This is a genomic window from Paracoccus sp. (in: a-proteobacteria) (assembly GCF_032007265.1).
GTDB lineage: Bacteria > Pseudomonadota > Alphaproteobacteria > Rhodobacterales > Rhodobacteraceae > Paracoccus.
On the sequence record NZ_DALZMB010000014.1, the window covers coordinates 34,938 to 53,281 of the forward strand.

At 60.1% G+C, this 18,344-nt stretch carries 18 protein-coding genes; 11 read left to right on the top strand and 7 right to left on the bottom strand.

What is annotated here, in order from left to right; all coding sequences use genetic code 11:
• Positions 1 to 180: 180 nt before the first annotated feature.
• On the top strand, positions 181 to 1,371 hold the full coding sequence (gene rnd / locus RTS12_RS04930; protein ID WP_312526069.1) for a ribonuclease D: 1,191 nt from the start codon (positions 181 to 183) through the stop codon (positions 1,369 to 1,371).
• 13 nt (positions 1,372 to 1,384) lie between these two features.
• On the top strand, positions 1,385 to 2,338 hold the full coding sequence (locus RTS12_RS04935) for a GNAT family N-acetyltransferase (protein ID WP_312526071.1): 954 nt from the start codon (positions 1,385 to 1,387) through the stop codon (positions 2,336 to 2,338).
• 93 nt (positions 2,339 to 2,431) lie between these two features.
• Here the strand turns inward: RTS12_RS04935 and RTS12_RS04940 are convergent, their stop codons facing one another.
• The 3 genes from RTS12_RS04940 to hisA form a co-directional block, all read right to left on the bottom strand.
• Positions 2,432 to 2,764, bottom strand: a complete 333-nt coding sequence (locus RTS12_RS04940) for a phosphoribosyl-ATP diphosphatase (protein WP_312526072.1) — start codon at positions 2,762 to 2,764, stop codon at positions 2,432 to 2,434.
• Positions 2,761 to 3,522, bottom strand: a complete 762-nt coding sequence (hisF, locus tag RTS12_RS04945; RefSeq protein WP_312526074.1) for an imidazole glycerol phosphate synthase subunit HisF — start codon at positions 3,520 to 3,522, stop codon at positions 2,761 to 2,763. Before hisF ends, RTS12_RS04940 begins: the two co-directional genes overlap by 4 nt.
• A gap of 183 nt (positions 3,523 to 3,705) precedes the next feature.
• A complete protein-coding gene (gene hisA / locus RTS12_RS04950) occupies positions 3,706 to 4,422 on the bottom strand; it encodes a 1-(5-phosphoribosyl)-5-[(5-phosphoribosylamino)methylideneamino]imidazole-4-carboxamide isomerase (protein ID WP_312526076.1) in 717 nt (238 codons plus the stop codon).
• Between the two features lie 278 nt (positions 4,423 to 4,700).
• On the opposite strand from hisA, the gene RTS12_RS04955 reads away from it, so the two are divergent.
• Positions 4,701 to 5,087, top strand: coding sequence for a DUF2147 domain-containing protein (locus tag RTS12_RS04955; protein WP_312526078.1), 387 nt, complete (start codon positions 4,701 to 4,703; stop codon positions 5,085 to 5,087).
• 133 nt (positions 5,088 to 5,220) lie between these two features.
• Here the strand turns inward: RTS12_RS04955 and hisH are convergent, their stop codons facing one another.
• Entirely contained in the window at positions 5,221 to 5,850 is a 630-nt protein-coding gene (hisH, locus tag RTS12_RS04960) for an imidazole glycerol phosphate synthase subunit HisH (protein ID WP_312526080.1), read from the bottom strand.
• A complete protein-coding gene (gene hisB, locus RTS12_RS04965; RefSeq protein WP_312526082.1) occupies positions 5,850 to 6,437 on the bottom strand; it encodes an imidazoleglycerol-phosphate dehydratase HisB in 588 nt (195 codons plus the stop codon). The genes hisH and hisB overlap by 1 nt, the downstream gene beginning before the upstream one ends.
• 168 nt (positions 6,438 to 6,605) lie before the next feature.
• On the opposite strand from hisB, the gene RTS12_RS04970 reads away from it, so the two are divergent.
• The 6 genes from RTS12_RS04970 to RTS12_RS04995 all read left to right on the top strand — a co-directional run bounded on the left by RTS12_RS04970 (position 6,606) and on the right by RTS12_RS04995 (position 11,423).
• A complete protein-coding gene (locus tag RTS12_RS04970; RefSeq protein WP_312526084.1) occupies positions 6,606 to 7,175 on the top strand; it encodes a hypothetical protein in 570 nt (189 codons plus the stop codon).
• A gap of 2 nt (positions 7,176 to 7,177) precedes the next feature.
• A complete protein-coding gene (locus tag RTS12_RS04975; protein ID WP_312526086.1) occupies positions 7,178 to 7,543 on the top strand; it encodes a cell division protein ZapA in 366 nt (121 codons plus the stop codon).
• A 402-nt stretch (positions 7,544 to 7,945) separates the two neighbouring features.
• Entirely contained in the window at positions 7,946 to 8,911 is a 966-nt protein-coding gene (locus RTS12_RS04980) for a sulfate ABC transporter substrate-binding protein (protein WP_312526102.1), read from the top strand.
• Positions 8,912 to 8,925: 14 nt separating this feature from the next.
• Complete coding sequence (gene cysT / locus RTS12_RS04985) at positions 8,926 to 9,807, top strand: sulfate ABC transporter permease subunit CysT (RefSeq protein ID WP_312526088.1); 882 nt, start codon at positions 8,926 to 8,928, stop codon at positions 9,805 to 9,807.
• Positions 9,800 to 10,681, top strand: a complete 882-nt coding sequence (gene cysW / locus RTS12_RS04990; protein ID WP_312526090.1) for a sulfate ABC transporter permease subunit CysW — start codon at positions 9,800 to 9,802, stop codon at positions 10,679 to 10,681. The genes cysT and cysW overlap by 8 nt, the downstream gene beginning before the upstream one ends.
• Positions 10,682 to 10,703: 22 nt before the next feature.
• The gene (locus RTS12_RS04995; RefSeq protein WP_312526092.1) at positions 10,704 to 11,423 is read left to right on the top strand and encodes a sulfate ABC transporter ATP-binding protein; all 720 of its coding nucleotides are present in this window, start codon (positions 10,704 to 10,706) and stop codon (positions 11,421 to 11,423) included.
• Between the two features lie 51 nt (positions 11,424 to 11,474).
• Here RTS12_RS04995 and RTS12_RS05000 read toward each other — a convergent pair whose 3' ends face one another.
• Positions 11,475 to 12,140, bottom strand: coding sequence for a TetR/AcrR family transcriptional regulator (locus tag RTS12_RS05000; protein ID WP_312526094.1), 666 nt, complete (start codon positions 12,138 to 12,140; stop codon positions 11,475 to 11,477).
• 500 nt (positions 12,141 to 12,640) lie between these two features.
• On the opposite strand from RTS12_RS05000, the gene carB reads away from it, so the two are divergent.
• Positions 12,641 to 15,973 carry a carbamoyl-phosphate synthase large subunit gene (gene carB / locus RTS12_RS05005; protein ID WP_312526095.1) on the top strand — a complete coding sequence of 1,111 codons (3,333 nt, stop codon included), beginning with the start codon at positions 12,641 to 12,643 and terminating at the stop codon, positions 15,971 to 15,973.
• A gap of 251 nt (positions 15,974 to 16,224) precedes the next feature.
• On the opposite strand, the gene RTS12_RS05010 is transcribed toward carB, so the two are convergent.
• Complete coding sequence (locus tag RTS12_RS05010; protein WP_312526097.1) at positions 16,225 to 17,418, bottom strand: MFS transporter; 1,194 nt, start codon at positions 17,416 to 17,418, stop codon at positions 16,225 to 16,227.
• Between the two features lie 172 nt (positions 17,419 to 17,590).
• Here RTS12_RS05010 and RTS12_RS05015 point away from each other — a divergent pair.
• Positions 17,591 to 18,344, top strand: a 754-nt coding sequence (locus RTS12_RS05015) for an FAD-dependent oxidoreductase (protein ID WP_312526098.1), incomplete at its 3' end; no start/stop codon positions are given.

Genomic DNA, 18,344 nt, shown 5'->3' on the forward strand with positions numbered 1-18,344 from the left:
TGGGTGCTGTTTGCGCCACACCTGTGTTGCGTGAATTCATCACCGCAAAACATCTATGGGTTGAAAGTGCGCTTCGTGCCTGAGCGTGCTTGATATTTGTTCATTAAATCTGCTTTTGCACGGGTACGAAATGCGCAAAAGTTGGCGGACGACCCGCCCAATTTCGAAAGGCTCAGGCGGATGTCCGCAAAAGACGTCGAGACGATTACCACCACCGAAGAGCTGGCCGCTTTTTGCGCGCTGGCAAAAACAATGCCCTATGTCACGCTCGACACCGAGTTTCTGCGAGAGCGGACTTATTATTCCAAGCTGTGCCTGATTCAGGCCGCTTTGCCGCCGGCCGGGGTTGGTAAAAGTGGGGGCGGGCGCGCTGTCTTGATTGATCCGCTGGTGGGCGAAATGTCGCTTGAGCCGCTGTATGACCTGTTTCGCCATCGCGATACCGTCAAAGTTTTTCACGCCGCACGTCAGGATCTTGAGATCTTTTTTCACGACGCCGGCGTCTTGCCAGATCCGCTGTTTGATACGCAGATTGCGGCCATGGTCTGTGGCTTTGGCGAGCAGGTTGGCTATGAAACGCTGGTCAAAAAGATCGCACGTCATCCGCTGGATAAATCCAGCCGCTTCACCGATTGGTCGCGCCGCCCGCTGTCTGACGATCAGGCAGCCTATGCTTTGGCTGATGTGACCTATTTGCGGGCGATCTATGAATTCCTCTCTGCCCAGCTTGCCAAGACCGGCCGCGGTCCTTGGGTTGAGGAAGAGGTTGCCGTTTTGCTGAACGCAGAGACCTATATCAACCGCCCCGAAGAAGCATGGGAGCGCGTGCGCACACGCTCGGGTTCGCCCAAGTTTCTTGCAGTCGTGCGTGAGCTGGCCCAGTTCCGCGAGGCCTATGCCCAAAGCCGCGATGTCCCGCGCTCTCGGGTGTTCAAGGATGATGCCTTGGTCGAGCTGGCATCGACTCGGCCCCAAAGCGAGGCCGATCTGGGCAAGTCGCGCCTGTTACTGCGTGAGGCGCGCAAGGGCGAGATCGCGACAGGCATTCTGGCTGCGGTCAAGGCCGGGATGGAGAGCAAGGACCCGCCCAAAGTTGCCCATGAAGAGCCCGGACGCCCCGGCAATGCGGCCCTTGCCGATCTGTTGCGCGTTCTGTTGAAGGCCAAATCGGATGCGGCTGATGTTGCGCCGAAACTGATCGCCTCGGCATCTGATCTGGATGCCATCGCATCGGGCGAGCGGAACCTGCCGGCTTTGTCTGGCTGGCGCGCCGAGGTATTCGGCGCAGATGCCATTCGTCTGGCCGAGGGCGAAATTGCATTGTCTGCCGAAGGCGGTTCGGTGCGGATCGTCCAAGTTCCAGGGAAATAATGGTTCATATGTGATGCGCGTTACACTGGGTCGGCCATCGGTTGCGGATACGCTTGCGATCTCCGTCGCGATGATGGACCCGCGCATATCGAGCTGGCTGAACAGCTTTCCCTATGACGGGTTCAAGTCGCTGGACGCTCCGCTGAACTCGGCGACGCTTGGGGAATATGCTATTCTGGTCGAGGGGCGGTTTGCCGGACTTTTTCTGGCCGCCCCCGAGCTGGGATGCTGGGTTGACCGCAAATATCGGCGACAGGGCGTGGCCACCCGCGCGGCGGTTCTGGCCTTGTCGCGCTACTTTGCGCAAGGCGGCGGCTTTAGCCAAGCCCGAAGCCTGCCCGAGAACGAAGCCATGCGGTTTTTCCTGAAGGTGCTGGGCTTTCGGGAAAGTGCAGATGCATCGAGGCTAGAGCATCCGCCTGCGGTGATCTTGCATCGTCTGACCCGCGATGATTTCGCCCAAGCCCAGCCCTTTGCACTGACAACCGCGCGCACCACTGTCTCGCTGATACAGCCGAAAGATTACGCGTTGATCTATGACATCGCCATGCGCCGCGATGTCTTGAACGGGCATTCTCTGGCGGCTCCGGCGATGACAAAGGCCGCTTTTACGGCGCGATTCACGCCTTTCCGCGCAAGCCTTCCCGTACATGCGCTGATCCAGATTCAGGGACGAACAGTGGGCTATATCGGCATCAACGATGATCCCCTGCCCAAGGTCGATCTGCTGCTTCTTCCCGAGGTCTGGGGGCTTGGCATCGCCTCGGAGGTATTGCCAGCCTTCTGCGCCGAGATCTTCGAGCGTTACCTGCCCACAGAAATTTATGCCGAGGTGCGCACCGATAATCTGGCGGCCTGCAAGGTCATGGAGCGTTCAGGCTTCAAGCCAGATCTATGCATGACCGACATGCTGAGCCAAAACGCAATTTTGCGTTTTCGCTGCAAGCGGCCCTTTTCGCAGATCTAATCCCCTTGATCGGGGCGGCGGGCCGTCCAGCCGGGCAGGGCGTGATCGCAGGCCCGGCCTAGCTGGGGTGGGTGCATGCGCACCTGGATCGGATCAGCCCCGGGCCGCTTTTTCCTCGATGCCGGAACGCCCCTCGCGACGCTCGAGCTCGCAGATGACATCAGCCAGCGAGACATCGCGCGCCGTCAGCATGACCAGCAAATGATAAAGGACGTCGCCTGCCTCTGAGATCAGGCGGTCACGGTCGCCTTTGACGGCTTCGATAATGGCCTCTACCGCTTCTTCACCGAATTTCTCGGCGCATTTTTCGGGGCCTTTGGCCAAAAGCTGGGCAGTCCAGCTTTCCGCTGGATCTGCGCCACGCCTTGCAGAAATCGTTGCGGCAAGACGGGTCAGCGCGTCAGATTGCGGCAGGTTCTGGGTCATGACAGCCTCATGGGGATGCCGGCTGCAGCCATGTAAGCCTTGGCCTCGCCGATGGTGTAGGTGCCGAAGTGAAAGATCGAGGCGGCCAGAACGGCGCTTGCATGACCGTCTTTCACGCCTTCCACCAGATGTTCCAGCGTGCCAACTCCGCCAGATGCGATCACGGGAATATTGACGGCATCGGCGATGGCGCGGGTCAAAGGCAGGTTGAAGCCCGCCCTTGTGCCATCGCGGTCCATACTGGTCAGCAAGATTTCTCCTGCCCCTTTTTCTGCCACCAGGCAGGCAAATTCCACGGCATCGATACCGGTCGCTTTGCGCCCGCCATGGGTAAAAATTTCCCAGCGTCCCGGTGCCACGGTCTTGGCGTCGATGGCGCAGACGATGCATTGGCTGCCGAAACGGTCTGCGGCCTGTGCGATCACATCCGGATCAGCGACTGCCGCTGAATTGAAGCTGACCTTATCGGCCCCGGCCAGCAAAAGCGCACGCACATCATGATGGCTGCGAACGCCGCCCCCAACGGTCAGCGGGATAAAGCATTGCTCGGCGGTGCGGGTGACCAGATCGAACATGGTGCCACGGTTTTCATGGGTGGCATGAATGTCCAGAAAGCACAGCTCATCCGCACCTGCTGCGTCATAGGCACGCGCGGCTTCGACCGGATCACCGGCGTCGATCAGATCGACAAAGTTCACGCCCTTGACGACACGGCCGTCGGCGACATCCAGACAGGGAATAATGCGGGTTTTCAGCATGAGGCCTCCTGACCGGGCCGGGTGTAGCGGCTTGCGCCGCCAAGGGAAAGCCTAACCCACATGACGTGCTGGCAAAACGGGCTTGCGAATGCGCATCATGGCAGGTCTTGGGCGATCGGGTGACGGCTCCCGCCACTAAGCGGGAACCTGAATAAGCGGGGCCGTGCGACCCGAGGCGCCCCCTTAGGCAAGCGCCTTCAAGGCCGCGCTCAGGTCAATTGCGCCGTCATAAAGCGCGCGCCCCGAGATGGCGCCTGCGATCACGCCGGTTGCCTTCAAGGCCGCCAGATCCGCCATCGAGGATACCCCGCCCGAGGCAATCACCGGGATCGATACCGCGCGGGCCAAGGCCTCGGTCGCCGAGATATTGGGGCCCTGCATCGCGCCATCACGATCAATATCGGTATAGATGATCGCAGCAACTCCGGCATCCTCGAACTTTTTCGCCAGATCGGTCGCGTTGACATCGGTTTCCTCAGCCCAGCCGCGGGTCGCAACCTTGCCCTGACGCGCATCGATGCCGACGGCAATCTTGCCAGGAAAAGCCATGGCCGCCTCGTGGACCAAAGCGGGGTTCTCGACCGCCACCGTCCCCAGAATGACGCGCGAAAGACCGCGGCTGATCCAGGCCTCGATCGTTGCCATGTCGCGGATACCGCCTCCCAATTGCGTGGGAATGTCCAAAGCATCCAGGATCGCCTCTACGGCCTCGGCATTGACCGGATGACCAGCAAAGGCACCGTTCAGATCAACAAGATGCAGCCATTGCGCACCCGCATCCTGAAAAGCACGCGCTTGTGCAGCGGGATCCGTGCCAAAGACGGTCGCAGCCTCCATCTCGCCGCGCAGCAGCCGCACGCAATTTCCGTCTTTAAGATCGATTGCGGGGTAAAGGATCATCGCGTCTCTCCTGTAACTGCCCTTTGCGGGAAAGGTCTGGCGTCCCTTTGCCATATCTCGAGCGTTTCAGGAACCCTGACCGAGCCGCACAAAGCCTCCCCCCTGCGTGCTGACCAACAATCGCCCCCACCTGCCGCAAGCAACAGCCCTCATCACGGGCCGTCACTGCCCAAGGCCTGTCACATCCCCGCGGATTTGAACCTCACGTCACGCTTGCCGCAAACCCATCCCGCAAAGCATGCTTTGGGGTGTCCGTGGGTCTTAAGCAGGGGAGAGCAATGAAGACACTCATCTGGGCCGGCGCCATCTCGATGTTGGCCATGACCGCACAAGCCGAAGGTATCAGCGGCATTTTCCAAACTCAGCCCAATGATCAGGGCCATATCGGCATGGTCGAGTTCTACCCCTGCGGGGCAGCCTATTGCGGCAAATTGATCCGCTCTTTCGATACCCAGGGCAAGGAAATCACATCGCCCCATCAGGGCAAAAACATCGTTGCCAATATGAAAGACAACGGGGACGACACATTTTCGGGTGGCACGATCTGGGATCCCGGTTCCGGGAAAACCTATAAATCCAAAATGACGCTTTCAGGAAAGACGCTGAACGTGTCGGGCTGTGTCGCAGTCTTTTGCCGAACGCAAAGCTGGACGCGCGTCAAATAGGTAAGGACTGGCTTCCAGGCAGGCATTGTCTTTCATGCAGAAATATCCTGCGGGGTACGGGGGCGCATAGCCCCCGTGAGCTTGCCTGCAGATATCCGCTAAAGGTGATCGTTTCAGGCCCCTGTCACGACGCTTAAGGTTTCCAGCGCAGAAAGTTCGAAATCAGCCGCAAGCCAAGCGCTTGTGATTTTTCCGGGTGAAACTGCATGCCAAGAATATTATCGCGCCCCACGATCGCTGTAACCGCGCCGCCATAATCGACCGATGCAATCAGATCGGCAGGGTTGCTCACGCGGAACTGCCAGCTATGGACGAAATAGGCGTGATCCCCGGTCGAAACCCCGTCCAGCACAGGATGCGCGCGGTGCAAAACCAGATCGTTCCAGCCCATATGCGGCACTTTCAAGTTGCCCGCGTCAATCGCGACGATTTCGCCGCCGATCCAGCCCAAACCTTGGGTGGGGCGATATTCATAGCCGCGCTCGGCCAGCATTTGCATGCCCACGCAGATGCCCAAGAAGGGGGTTGCGCGTTTTAAAACCGCCTCCTCCAGCGCATCGATCATGCCCGGTACGGCACTTAGCGCGTCGCGGCAGGCGGGAAAGGCGCCATCGCCGGGCAGGACGATGCGGTCGGCTTTGGCGACGACCTCGGGGTCCGATGTTACCACCACTGTCGCCCCGACCTCTTGGCCGGCAAGCATCATCGCCTTGGCGGCAGAGTGCAGATTGCCGCTGTCGTAATCAACTAATGCGACCCGCATCAAAGCGCGCCCTTGGTCGAGGGGAGAATGCCCGACATCCGCGGATCTGGCTCGACCGCCTCGCGCAGCGCCCGCGCCACCGCCTTGAAGGTGGCCTCGGCAATGTGATGGCTGTTAAAGCCGTGCAGGCGATCGATATGCAGCGTGATCCCGCCATGTGTCGACAGCGCCTGAAAGAATTCGCGCACCAGCTCGGTGTCGAAGGCGCCAATTTTCTGGGTCGGAAAATCCACGTTCCAGATCAGAAACGGGCGTGCGGACAGGTCCAGTGCCGCGCGGATCAGGCTGTCATCCATCGCCAGATGGAATGAGCCATAGCGGCGAATGCCACGCTTGTCGCCAAGAGCCTGAACCAATGCCTGCCCAATCGCAATGCCGGTGTCCTCGACGGTGTGGTGATCGTCGATATGCAGATCGCCCGTGGCGCGAATGGTCAGATCGATCAGCGAATGTCGCGAGAGCTGATCAAGCATGTGATCGAAAAATCCGACCCCGGTCTGATTGTCGTATCGACCGCTTCCATCCAGATCGAGGGTAACCTCGATTTTGGTTTCGGCCGTCTCGCGGGTGATCGTGGCGCGGCGCATCGGCAATCCCTCATCATGTGACAAGGCCTTATAGGTCGGCTTCCTCTTGCTGGAAAGCCGCGCTTTACGCGCAATTGCTGCGTGAAAGTGCCTCGGATTTCATCGCAACCTTGTCATGAGGGTCTTGGGATGCCAAAAGTTGGCAATGACTGAAAAGGACGCAAAGACATGATCGGTAACCTGACCGCCAGCGAGCAACGTCTGAATGCGGCCTTGGACAGGATCGATGACGCCATTTCCCGCACGGCCGAGGCGCTGAGCAAGCCCGCTGCTGCGCCGCAAACCTCTGGATCGTTATCCGACGATGAGGTGCTAGAGGCGCTGGCAGCCGAGCAGGATGAGCTGCGCAAGGGCTATGAGGGGGCTTTGGCCCGTCAGGCCGAGCTGCAAGCCCAGCTTGATGAGATGCACAAGCAATTGAGCGCGGCTTGTGCGCAGGCCGAGGCGCTGGCAACTGCCAATGAGGCACTGACCCAGGCCAATCGCCAGCTGTTGTCGCGCGCCGATAGTGGTGGCGCACAGGCTGATGATATTCGCGCGGCACTCGAGGCTGAACTTGACGCCCTGCGTTCCGTGCGCAGCGCCGAAATCGGCCGAATCACGGGCATCATTGATGCGCTGGATCGCATGATCGGTACGCCACGCCCGCAAAGGCATGACGCCGATCCGCATCACCAACCAGCCGCAAGCAACGGTGTTGAGCAGGTGCAACACGCGCAAGAAAGCGAGAGGGGCTAAGAATGGCTGAGGTCGAATTCACCATCGGGCACAAGCAATATGTCGTGGCCTGTCAGGAGGGCGAAGAACGTCTGTTGAAGCGTGCCGCCGGTATGCTGGATACAGAAGCCCAGCAGATCCTGTCGCAGGCAGGACGGATGCCCGAGCCGCGCCTGTTGTTGCTGACCGGGCTCATGCTTGCAGACCGCACCTCGGCCCTTGAAGATCGCGCGATGGCCGCCGAACGCGAGGTCGCCCGACTGAAAGCCAACCCTCCCAAAGTCGAAGTCCCGATCGTGCCGCCGCATGTCGCCGAGGCCTTGGCCGAAATGACCGCACGTGCCGAGGCACTGGCCATGAAGCTTGAGGATTGCTTGGCGGGCAAGTGATCTTGCTGGCCCAGTCGCCGCAGCACCGCTTTAATCCATGACCTGAACCTGAAAGCGCCGTCCCACACTGGGGCGGCGTTTGCGATTCGCGGGAATATTCTTCTGATCCGGCCTATCTGGTTGCGATGATGCGAACCGTTTCCCGACAGGAATGGGGATCAAGGTAAATTTTCCTGATTGCGGCAGTGAAATCAGAAAGACTTAAAGTCTAGTGACTTTATCGTAATTTTTTCCTTGCTAATTACGACTAACACTGTCGATATTTGCGACGGATAAGGGTCGCGGGATCAAAAGCCGCCGCCTGATAGGAACAGCAGGAAGGATGTGGAAATGAACGGCACTGATCTTTTCTTCGGCAAGACCCTAAGATTGCGCGGTCTGCGCGGACGTGCCGCGGTGGTGATGACGGCGCTTGGTCTGGCTCTGGCCGGGCACGGCGCAAGCGCGGCCGACAAGTTGCTGAACGTCAGCTATGACCCCACGCGCGAACTTTACCGCGCCGTCAACGAAGCTTTCGCGGCCAAATGGAAGACCGAGGGCCATGAGGCCCCCTTGCTAGAGGCATCCCATGGTGGTTCGGGTTCGCAGGCGCGTGCGGTGATCGATGGGCTTCCCGCTCAGGTCGTGACGCTGGCGCTGGGCGCGGATATCGATCAGATCGCGGCCAAGGGGCTGCTGCCTGCCGATTGGCAATCACGCCTGCCGCATAACTCCTCGCCCTATACCTCGACCATCGTGTTTCAGGTGCGCGAGGGTAACCCGAAGGGCATCAAGGACTGGGGCGATCTGGTCAAGGACGGGGTCGAGGTGATCACACCCAACCCGAAAACCTCGGGTGGGGCGCGCTGGAACTATCTGGCGGCTTGGGCCTGGGCGCAGAAAAACAACCAAGATCCCAAGGAATTCGTCGGCAAGCTTTATCAGAACGTTCCGGTTCTGGACAGCGGGGCGCGCGGCTCGACCACGACCTTTACCCAGCGCGGTATCGGTGATGTGCTGCTTGCCTGGGAGAATGAGGCCTATCTGGCCTTGGCCGAGCTGGGCGAGGGCGAATTCGACATCGTCGCACCTTCGGTTTCGATCCTGACCGAGCCGCCGGTGGCCGTGGTTGATAAAAACATCACCTCGCCGGAACAGGGCGAGCTGGCCAAAGCCTATCTCGACTTTCTGTATTCGCCCGAGGGGCAGGCCATCATCTATAAGAATTTCTACCGCGGTTGGGACACATCCAAGGCCGATCCCGCTGATGTGGCGCGTTTCCCGGAACTTGACCTGGTGACGATTGCCGATTTCGGCGGCTGGGGCAAAGCGCAGGCCGAGCATTTCGGCGATGGCGGCACCTTCGACCAGATCTATACGGCGAAATAAGGCGAGGTCGTTTGATGAGGGCGCTAGTACAGAAATCCCCCATGCCAGGCTTCGGCCTTGGCATGGGCATCACCCTGACCATGCTGTCGCTGGTCGTGCTGTTGCCGATCGCGGCGCTGCTGGTTCAAGGGTTCAGCTTTGGTCCGGGCGCTGTTTGGAAAGTGGTCAATACTGAACGTGTCTGGGCAGCCTTGTTTCTGTCCTTTCGCGTGGCGCTGTTTGCGGCGGCATTCAACCTGATTTTCGGCGTGGTACTGGCCTGGGTGCTGGCGCGCTATGAGTTTCCCGGCCGGCGGGTCGTCGATGCGATCGTCGATCTGCCCTTTGCCCTGCCGACGGCTGTGGCAGGCATCGCGTTGACGGCGCTTTATGCGCCGAACGGTCTTTTTGGCGGCTTTGCCAAGGCTTATCTGGCGCCGTTGGGAAATACCCTGCTTGGCCCCTTTGGCCTGCATTTCTCGGGCAAGATTGCCTATACGCAATGGGGTATCCTGATTGCGCTGATCTTTGTCGGACTGCCTTTCGTGGTGCGCACGGTTCAGCCGGTCATCGCCGAGATCGAACGTGAGGTCGAAGAGGCCTCGGCCACATTGGGCGCAAGCCGTGGCTATACGTTGCGTCGGGTGATCTTGCCGATGCTGATGCCGGCTGCGCTGACGGGCTTTGCCCTGTCGCTGGCGCGCGCCGTTGGAGAATACGGCTCGGTCATCTTTATCGCGGGCAATATTCCCCTCAAGACCGAAATTGCCCCGCTGTTGATCGTCATCCGCCTCGAGGAATTCGACTATGGCGGTGCCTCGGCCATCGGGATCGCGATGCTGGCCATCTCGTTCACGATGCTGCTGGTCATCAACCTTATCCAGATCTGGAGCAGACGGAGAATTGGCAATGTCTGAGACCTCACTCGACCCCGTTGCCCTTGCCCCAACCTGGCAGCCCGTCACCGAAGAGCGGCGCCCCGTTCGCATCGCGCTGATCATCATCTGCCTTGCCGTGCTGGCACTTTTGGTAGTCGCGCCCTTGATGTTGGTCTTTGCCGAGGCGCTGGCAAAAGGGGGCCAAGCCGCCCTTGACTCGCTGAGCCAGCCCGAGGCGCGATCCGCGATCTGGCTGACCTTGCTTGTCGCGGGGATCTCGGTGCCGTTGAACGCGGTTTTCGGGGTTGCCGCAGCCTGGACCATCACCAAGTTCGACTTTCGCGGCAAAGCCTTTTTGATCACGCTGATCGATCTGCCCTTTTCCGTATCGCCCGTGGTGGCGGGGCTGGCGCTGATTTTGCTCTTTGGGACCAATAGCCTGATCGGGGGCTGGCTTGTTGGCATGGGCTATCCGGTGATCTTTGCCTTGCCGGGGATTGTGCTGGCCTCGATGTTCGTGACCTTTCCCTTTGTCGCCCGCGAGCTGATCCCGGTGATGGTCGAACAGGGCCGCGTCGAAGAGGAAGCCGCCTTGACCCTGGGGGCATCGGGCTGGCGCACCTTCATGACTGTCACCTTGCCCAATATCAAATGGGCGCTGCTCTATGGCGTCTTGTTGTGTAACGCGCGCGCCATGGGTGAATTCGGTGCGGTTGCAGTGGTTTCGGGCAAGATCCGGGGCCAGACCGCCACCATGCCGATCGCCATCGAAATGGCCTATAACGAATATTTGTCGGTTGCGGCCTTCAGTATGGCCGCAGTTCTGGCGGCACTGGCACTGGTCACCTTGCTGCTCAAGACGTTGCTGGAATGGCGTTATGCCGATCAGCTTGCCTCGGCGCGTCGTCATTAAACGCCAGATGAAAGGTTTGCAGATGCATATCGAAATCGACGAAATCGCAAAAAGCTTTGGCGCAACCTCGGCCTTGATGCCAGTCAGCTTGCAGATTCCATCGGGGGCGCTGGTCGCGCTGCTGGGGCCTTCGGGCTCGGGCAAGACGACGCTGCTGCGCATTCTGGGCGGGCTCGAATTTCCCACTTCGGGGCGGGTGCTGTTTGATGGCCAGGATGCGACCGGGCTGACGGTGCAGGAACGACGCGCGGGCTTTGTCTTTCAAAGCTATGCCTTGTTTCGCCATATGACGGTCTTTGAAAATATCGCCTATGGGCTGCGGGCGCGACCGCGCAAGACCCGCCCAACCGGCCCCGAGATCGACCGCCGTGTCCACAAGCTGCTTGAGCTGATCCAGTTGCCCGACATCGGCAAGCGCTATCCCAGCCAGCTGTCAGGCGGCCAGCGCCAGCGCGTGGCCCTGGCCCGCGCCTTGGCCATCGAGCCGCGCATGCTGCTGTTGGATGAGCCCTTTGGCGCGCTGGATGCGCGGGTGCGCAAGGAGTTGCGGGCCGGTTTGCGTGACATTCACGATTCGACCGGGCTGACATCGATCTTTGTGACCCATGATCAGGAAGAGGCGATGGAACTGGCCGATCTGGTCGTGGTCATGTCGATGGGCCGGATCGAGCAGATCGGCCGTCCCCAGGACATTCGCGCCCGTCCGGCGACCGAATTCGTTCGCAGCTTCATCGACGCCTGACGCGGATCTGACCGCCCGGATGCCTTGTACGAACGCGCCGCCCCCTTAGGATTAGGGGGCGCGCAGATGGCTGACATAGACCATCATCGCATTATCCAGTGCCGATACGATCCCCTCATTGGGGTGCCAATCCTCGATATGGCCATCCGTTGCCATGCGCGCCAAGCCGTAAACGATGGCGCGCGCGCCAAGGATGATGTGGTCAGGGTTGGCATCCGCACGCAGGATCTTTTTGCTTTGCGCATCAGCCAGCAGCCGCAGCATCAGCGCACGCAGCTCGCTATTGTTGCGCAACAACAGTTCCGAGGATTCGAATTCGATGAACTGACGCGAACTGATCACCGTGAAATGCGTAGGGTTGTTCATCGCCCAGCTTAGGTACCCACGACCAATCGCAGTCAAAGAGGCAATCGGATCGTCCGAAGTCTCTTTGGCCATCGCGACCTGAACCGCTTGGCGGAGCAGTTGCGATGCCTGTTCGGCGACAGCCGTCAGCAGCGCGGTCTTGGACGGGTAATGGCGAAACGGCGCGCCCGGCGAGACCCCCAACCGTTTGGCGACCTCACGCACGGAAAGTTTTTCCAGACCGGATTCTGCAATCACCTCGACCGTGGCCAGCAGCAGCGCCTCGGCCAGATTTCCATGATGATAGCCGCGAGACTGCAATGAATCGTCCGAGGGCAAATTTGTGGATTTCTCAACCGGTGGGGGAAACATGGCGGCTCAATGTAATCATTGTTTACAACGAAAGCAAAAAAAGTAGAGTTGTCGTGTGAGGCTTAGGTGGTGGTTTGTTTTTTTTAGCGTATGCCTAACGTAACGAGTTTGTTTTTATTTACAATTCCAGTGATCGCCTCTGCGAAAGTGCGTCCAAGGATTCGCCTACTTTGGCCGCCTGACGCAGAAGCGATTACAACGTAGCCCCCCTCCAGCGCCGCAAAAGCTTGGTTCCGTCGAAAGCAACCACGACCGGAAGTCAACCGGCATTGCACGCTGATCCCAGAGGTTTTGGCCAGCTTGGCCCAGGGCAGTTGCAGATTGCCGGCATGACGCGGGGCAGGCTCTATCGGCGCTTGTCAAAGTCGAAATGAATTCGCATTCTGCCGTGGGGTCGCAGTTTTTCCTTGCCGAAAAGCTGTGTCTGCACTTGCGCGTCTTTCAGCCATAGCTATAACCCCGGACGATTTATCAGCCGCCAACCGCCCGAGGAACATCCCATGCCGAAAAGAACCGATCTCAAATCCATCATGATCATCGGCGCGGGACCTATCGTCATCGGCCAGGCCTGCGAGTTTGACTACTCGGGCGCCCAGGCCTGCAAAGCTTTGCGTGAAGAAGGTTACCGGGTCATTCTGGTCAACTCGAACCCGGCGACGATCATGACCGACCCGGAAATGGCAGATGCCACTTATATCGAGCCGATCACCCCAGAAATCGTCGAGAAAATCATTGCCAAGGAACGCCCCGACGCGCTTTTGCCGACGATGGGCGGTCAGACTGGCCTGAACACCGCATTGGCGCTGGCTGATGCAGGCGTTCTGAACCGTTATGGCGTCGAACTGATCGGCGCACAGCGCGCGGCCATCGAAATGGCCGAAGACCGCAAATTGTTCCGCGAGGCCATGGACCGTATCGGCCTGGAAAACCCACGCGCGACGATTATCTCGGCTCCGAAGCTGGCCAATGGCAAATATGATGTCAGCGCCGGCGTTGCCGAAGCGATGAAGTCGCTTGAAGATATCGGCCTGCCCGCAATCATCCGCCCCGCCTTTACCCTTGGCGGCACCGGCGGTGGCGTGGCCTATAACCGCGACGATTACGAGGCGATTTGCCGCTCGGGTCTGGACGCATCGCCCGTGGCACAGATTCTTGTCGATGAATCGCTGCTGGGTTGGAAAGAATACGAGATGGAAGTCGTGCGCGATCGCAACGACAATGCCATCATCGTCTGCTCGATCGAAAACATCGATCCGATGGGCGTGCATACGGGCGACTCGATTACTGTCGCACCGGCTCTGACGCTGTCGGATCGCGAATATCAGGCGATGCGCAATGCTTCGATCGCGGTGCTGCGCGAGATCGGCGTCGAGACCGGCGGTTCGAACGTGCAATGGGCGGTGAACCCCGCTGACGGCCGCATGGTCGTGATTGAAATGAACCCGCGTGTGTCGCGTTCGTCTGCGCTGGCCTCGAAAGCGACGGGCTTCCCGATTGCGAAGATCGCGGCGAAACTGGCTGTTGGCTATACGCTGGACGAGCTGGACAACGACATCACCAAAGTCACCCCCGCGTCGTTCGAACCCTCGATCGACTATGTCGTGACCAAGATCCCGCGCTTTGCCTTTGAGAAGTTCCCCGGCTCCAAGGCCGAGCTGACCACGGCGATGAAATCGGTGGGCGAGGTTATGGCCATTGGCCGCACCTTCCACGAATCGCTGCAAAAGGCCCTGTGCTCGATGGAGAACGGCCTGACCGGCCTGGACGATATCGAGATCCCCGGCGCGCCGGAAAAGGCAGCTGTCATCAAGGCAATCTCGCCCCAGACCCCTGACCGCCTGCGCCTGATCGCACAAGCGATGCGTCACGGCCTTAGCGATGACGAGATCCAGCAAGCGACCGCATTCGATCCGTGGTTCCTGTCGCGCCTGCGCGAGCTGGTCGAGGTCGAGGCCGATGTGATCGCCAATGGTGTTCCCGCCGATGTGGATGGTTTGCGCCGCCTGAAAATGATGGGCTTTACCGATGCCCGTCTGGCGACCCTTGGCAAGCAGTCCGAGGCCGCTGTTCGCAAGGCGCGTCGTGCGCTGCAACTGCACCCGGTCTTTAAGCGCATCGATACCTGTGCCGCCGAATTCGAGGCACAGACGCCTTATATGTATTCGACCTATGAGGCCCCGGCGATGGGCGATGTCGAAAACGAGGCCCGTCCTTCGGACCGTAAGAAAGTCGTCATCCTGGGTGGCGGCCCGAACCGGATCGGGCAGGGGATCGAATTCGACTATTGCTGCTGCCATGCGTGCTTCTCGCTGTCGAAGGTCGGCTACGAGACGATCATGATCAACTGCAACCCCGAGACGGTTTCGACCGATTACGACACCTCGGACCGGTTGTATTTCGAGCCTTTGACCTTTGAACATGTGCTGGAAATCCTGCGCATCGAAAAGGAAAACGGCACGCTGCACGGCGTTATCGTTCAGTTCGGTGGCCAGACGCCGCTGAAACTGGCGAATGCTTTGCAAGAGGAAGGCATTCCGATCCTTGGCACCACGCCGGATGCAATCGACCTTGCCGAAGACCGTGAGCGTTTCCAGCAGTTGCTGAATGATCTGGGCCTGAAGCAGCCGATCAACGGCATTGCGCATACCGATGAGCAAGCCATTGAAATCGCGGGCCGCATTGGTTTCCCGCTGGTGATCCGCCCGTCCTATGTTCTGGGTGGTCGCGCGATGGAAATCGTGCGCGACATGGATCAGCTGCACCGCTATATCCGTGAGGCCGTGAAGGTTTCGGGCGACAGCCCCGTGCTGCTTGACAGCTATCTTTCGGGCGCAATCGAGGTTGATGTCGATGCGCTGTCGGATGGTAAAACCGTCCATGTCGCTGGCATCATGGAACATATCGAAGAGGCAGGGGTCCATTCGGGCGACAGTGCCTGCTCGTTGCCGCCCCACACCCTTAGCCCGGCAATCATCGCCGAGCTGAAAGAGCAGACCGTCAAGATGGCGCTTGCTTTGAACGTGGTCGGCCTGATGAACGTGCAATTCGCGATCAAGGGCGAGACGATCTATGTTCTTGAGGTGAACCCGCGTGCGTCGCGCACCGTGCCTTTCGTCGCAAAAGCGACCGATAGCGCGATCGCGTCGATTGCTGCACGTTTGATGGCCGGTGAGCCGATGGCGAACTTCCCCGCCCGCGCAGCCTATCCTGAAGGCGTTGGCATGGATGATCCGCTGCCCTTCGCCGATCCGATGACGCTGGCAGACCCCAATACGCCTTGGTTCTCGGTCAAAGAGGCCGTGCTGCCCTTCGCCCGCTTCCCCGGTGTCGACACGCTGCTTGGGCCGGAGATGCGCTCGACCGGTGAAGTGATGGGTTGGGACCGTACGTTTGCACGCGCTTTCCTGAAGGCGCAAATGGGTGCGGGCGTCGAGCTGCCCAGCTCGGGACGTGTGTTCATCTCGGTCAAGGATGCCGATAAGACCCCCGAGCTGGCCGAGGCCGCGCGGGATCTGACCGAAATGGGCTTTACGCTGATTGCCACCCGCGGCACGGCGGAATTCCTGCGCGAGGCTGGTGTTCAGACCGAGCTGGTCAACAAACTGTACGAAGGTCGCCCCAATATCGTGGATCGCCTTAAGAACGGCGAGATCACGATGGTTCTGAACACGACCGAAGGGACGCAGGCCATTGCCGACAGCCGCGAAATTCGCGCGGTCACGCTTTACGGCAAGACGCCCTATTTCACCACCGCAGCGGGCAGCATCGCCGCTGTTGCCGCGATCAAATCGCGCGGTGAAGGCGAAGTGGGCGTGCGCGCGCTGCAAGCCTAAAGCCACAAGCGAACACGAGTAAGAAAAGGGCCCCGATGACGGGGCCCTTTTTGTTTGTCGGAAACTGTTTGGTCTGGCGCGACCTTGCCCCGCAACCCTTCGCGCGCAGGGGCAGGGGCAGGGGGATGGCGGCGGCGTGGGGGGCCGAGTGCGTGGGCGAATGGCCACGGGTCGCTAACCCGCAGGAAAAGCGCGGGTGCAGGAAAAGCAGAGACCGGGAAAACAGGGGTCAGAAAAAGCAGGGGCGGCGGTCAGCGCGTTGTGGAGGTGCGCGCCTCAAAGCGGGCATAGCTGGCTCGGCTTAGACCAAGCGTTACCAGCGCCATGATGACCACACCCGCCATCATCAGATACCAAGCCTGCGTCAAGGATGCGAAATGGTCTTTGATCGCACCCGCAACAAAGGGCAGCGCGCTGGCCAGAATATAGCCCCCGCCCTGAACAAATCCTGCAAGATCACCGGCGATTTCGGGGTTCGAGGCGTGGTCCATTGTCACGATCAGGCCCAAAGGAAAGACCGAGCCGATGCCGATGCCGATGCCCAAAAGCACCATTGCCGGAACCGCCATGCTGATCGGGGCCGCCACCAACAAGATCAGTCCCAGCATCAGGCAGGTCAGCACCGCAAAAATCGGGCCCCGGCGGTCGGGAAAGCGCCCGATCAGGGCAGCGATGGCAAGGCCTGCAAAGACCTCGGTGATGGTCAGACCTGCCAGCATATAGCCGCTGGCCTCGCGGCCCAGACCAAGGTCCTGATAATAGGGCGGCAGCCAGGCAAGCACCAAAGTATAAGATCCGGTCCCCAGGCCGAAAAAGACGATCAACTGCCAGGCGCGCGCAATCGTATAAAGCGAGACCTTGCGGTTTGCGCTGTGACTTGCCGTCCCCACCGGGGTTGAGGGGGCAACCCACCACCATACGAGCAACCCCATCAGCGCGGGCAACGACCACAGGGCCAGCGCGCCGGGCCATCCCAGCACCCGCGTCAGATCCGCCGAGCTGGCCGCGCCAAAGGCCGATCCGGTCATGATGCCGGTGGTATAAAGAGCCATGACCGTGCCCGTCGACATGCCAAAATGGCGCTTGATCAGGCCAGGCAGCAGCGTCTGAACCAGCGCAATGCCCAACCCGCCCAGAACTGCACTGCTCAGCATTCCCGCCGCATTGTGAAAGGGCAGTCGCATTGCGCAGGCCACCGTCAAACAGAAGGCCCCCAACGCAATGCCACGCTTCTCGCCCATCAGTCGCCGCACGCCAGAGCCGCACAGAGCGACCAGACCCATCACCAAAATGGGCAATGTGGTCAAAAGGCCCGCCTGAGCCGAGCTTAGCCCGGCATGCTCCTCGATCAGATCAATCACCGGGCCAAGCACAGCCATGACCGGGCGCAAGCTGAGCGAGAGCAGCAAGATCGCCAAAAGAAGCGGGCGGTTGGCTTTGGTCATTGATCTGTCTCCTTCGGGCGTCAGCTTCGCGAACCTAAACCAGTGTCAACGGAATGACCCGCGCTAATGCGCCTTTACGGTTTCAGGAAAAGGTTGAACCTGCTGTCGGTATTTGTTGAAGGTCACGGCACAACAGGTCACACCGCTGCAAATTGGATCGGGGCGCAAAAGCATGACGACGGATTTTCTGGTGATTGGTGGCGGGATTGCCGGCGTATCGGCCGCGGCCGAGTTGTCTGGCCTGGGCAGTCTGCGCCTGATCGAGGCCGAGGCCCAGCCTGCCTATCACGCCTCAGGGCGCTCTGCCGCGCTTTACGAGCCATTCTATGGCCCGGCCCCGATTGTCACGTTTAGCCTGGCCTCGGGCGAGGGGCTGCGCGAGGCCGGGGTTTTGTCGCCGCGTGGTGTGATGCTGGTGGCCGGACCCGAGGATCACGCAGCCTTCGCCGCCGAGGCCCAGGACATGCAGATGGAGCAGATCACAACCGAAGCTGCGGTTGCTGCCTTTCCCGCGCTGGATCCGGCGCGGCTGGCTTGGGCCGCGATGGGGACGCTGGCACAGGATATTGATACCGATCTTTTGATCCAATCCTATTTGCGAGCGGCCAGATCGCGCGGCGCTGTTACCGACTTTTCAGCGCCCGCGACCCAGATCCGGCGCGAGAATGGCATGTGGCAGGTGACGACCCCCAAGGGCTGCTTTGGTGCGCGTATCTTGGTCAATGCCGCAGGGGCCTGGGCCGATCAGGTTGCAATCATGGCCGGGGTCGCGCCCAAGGGGATCGTACCACACCGGCGCTCGATGGCGCGTATCCCGGCGCCTGAGGGCATGGATGTCTCGGGCTGGCCGATGTTGTTGGGGGTCGGTGAAAGCTTTTATGCCAAACCGGATGCGGGCGCGCTGATCGTATCGCCCGCAGATGCCG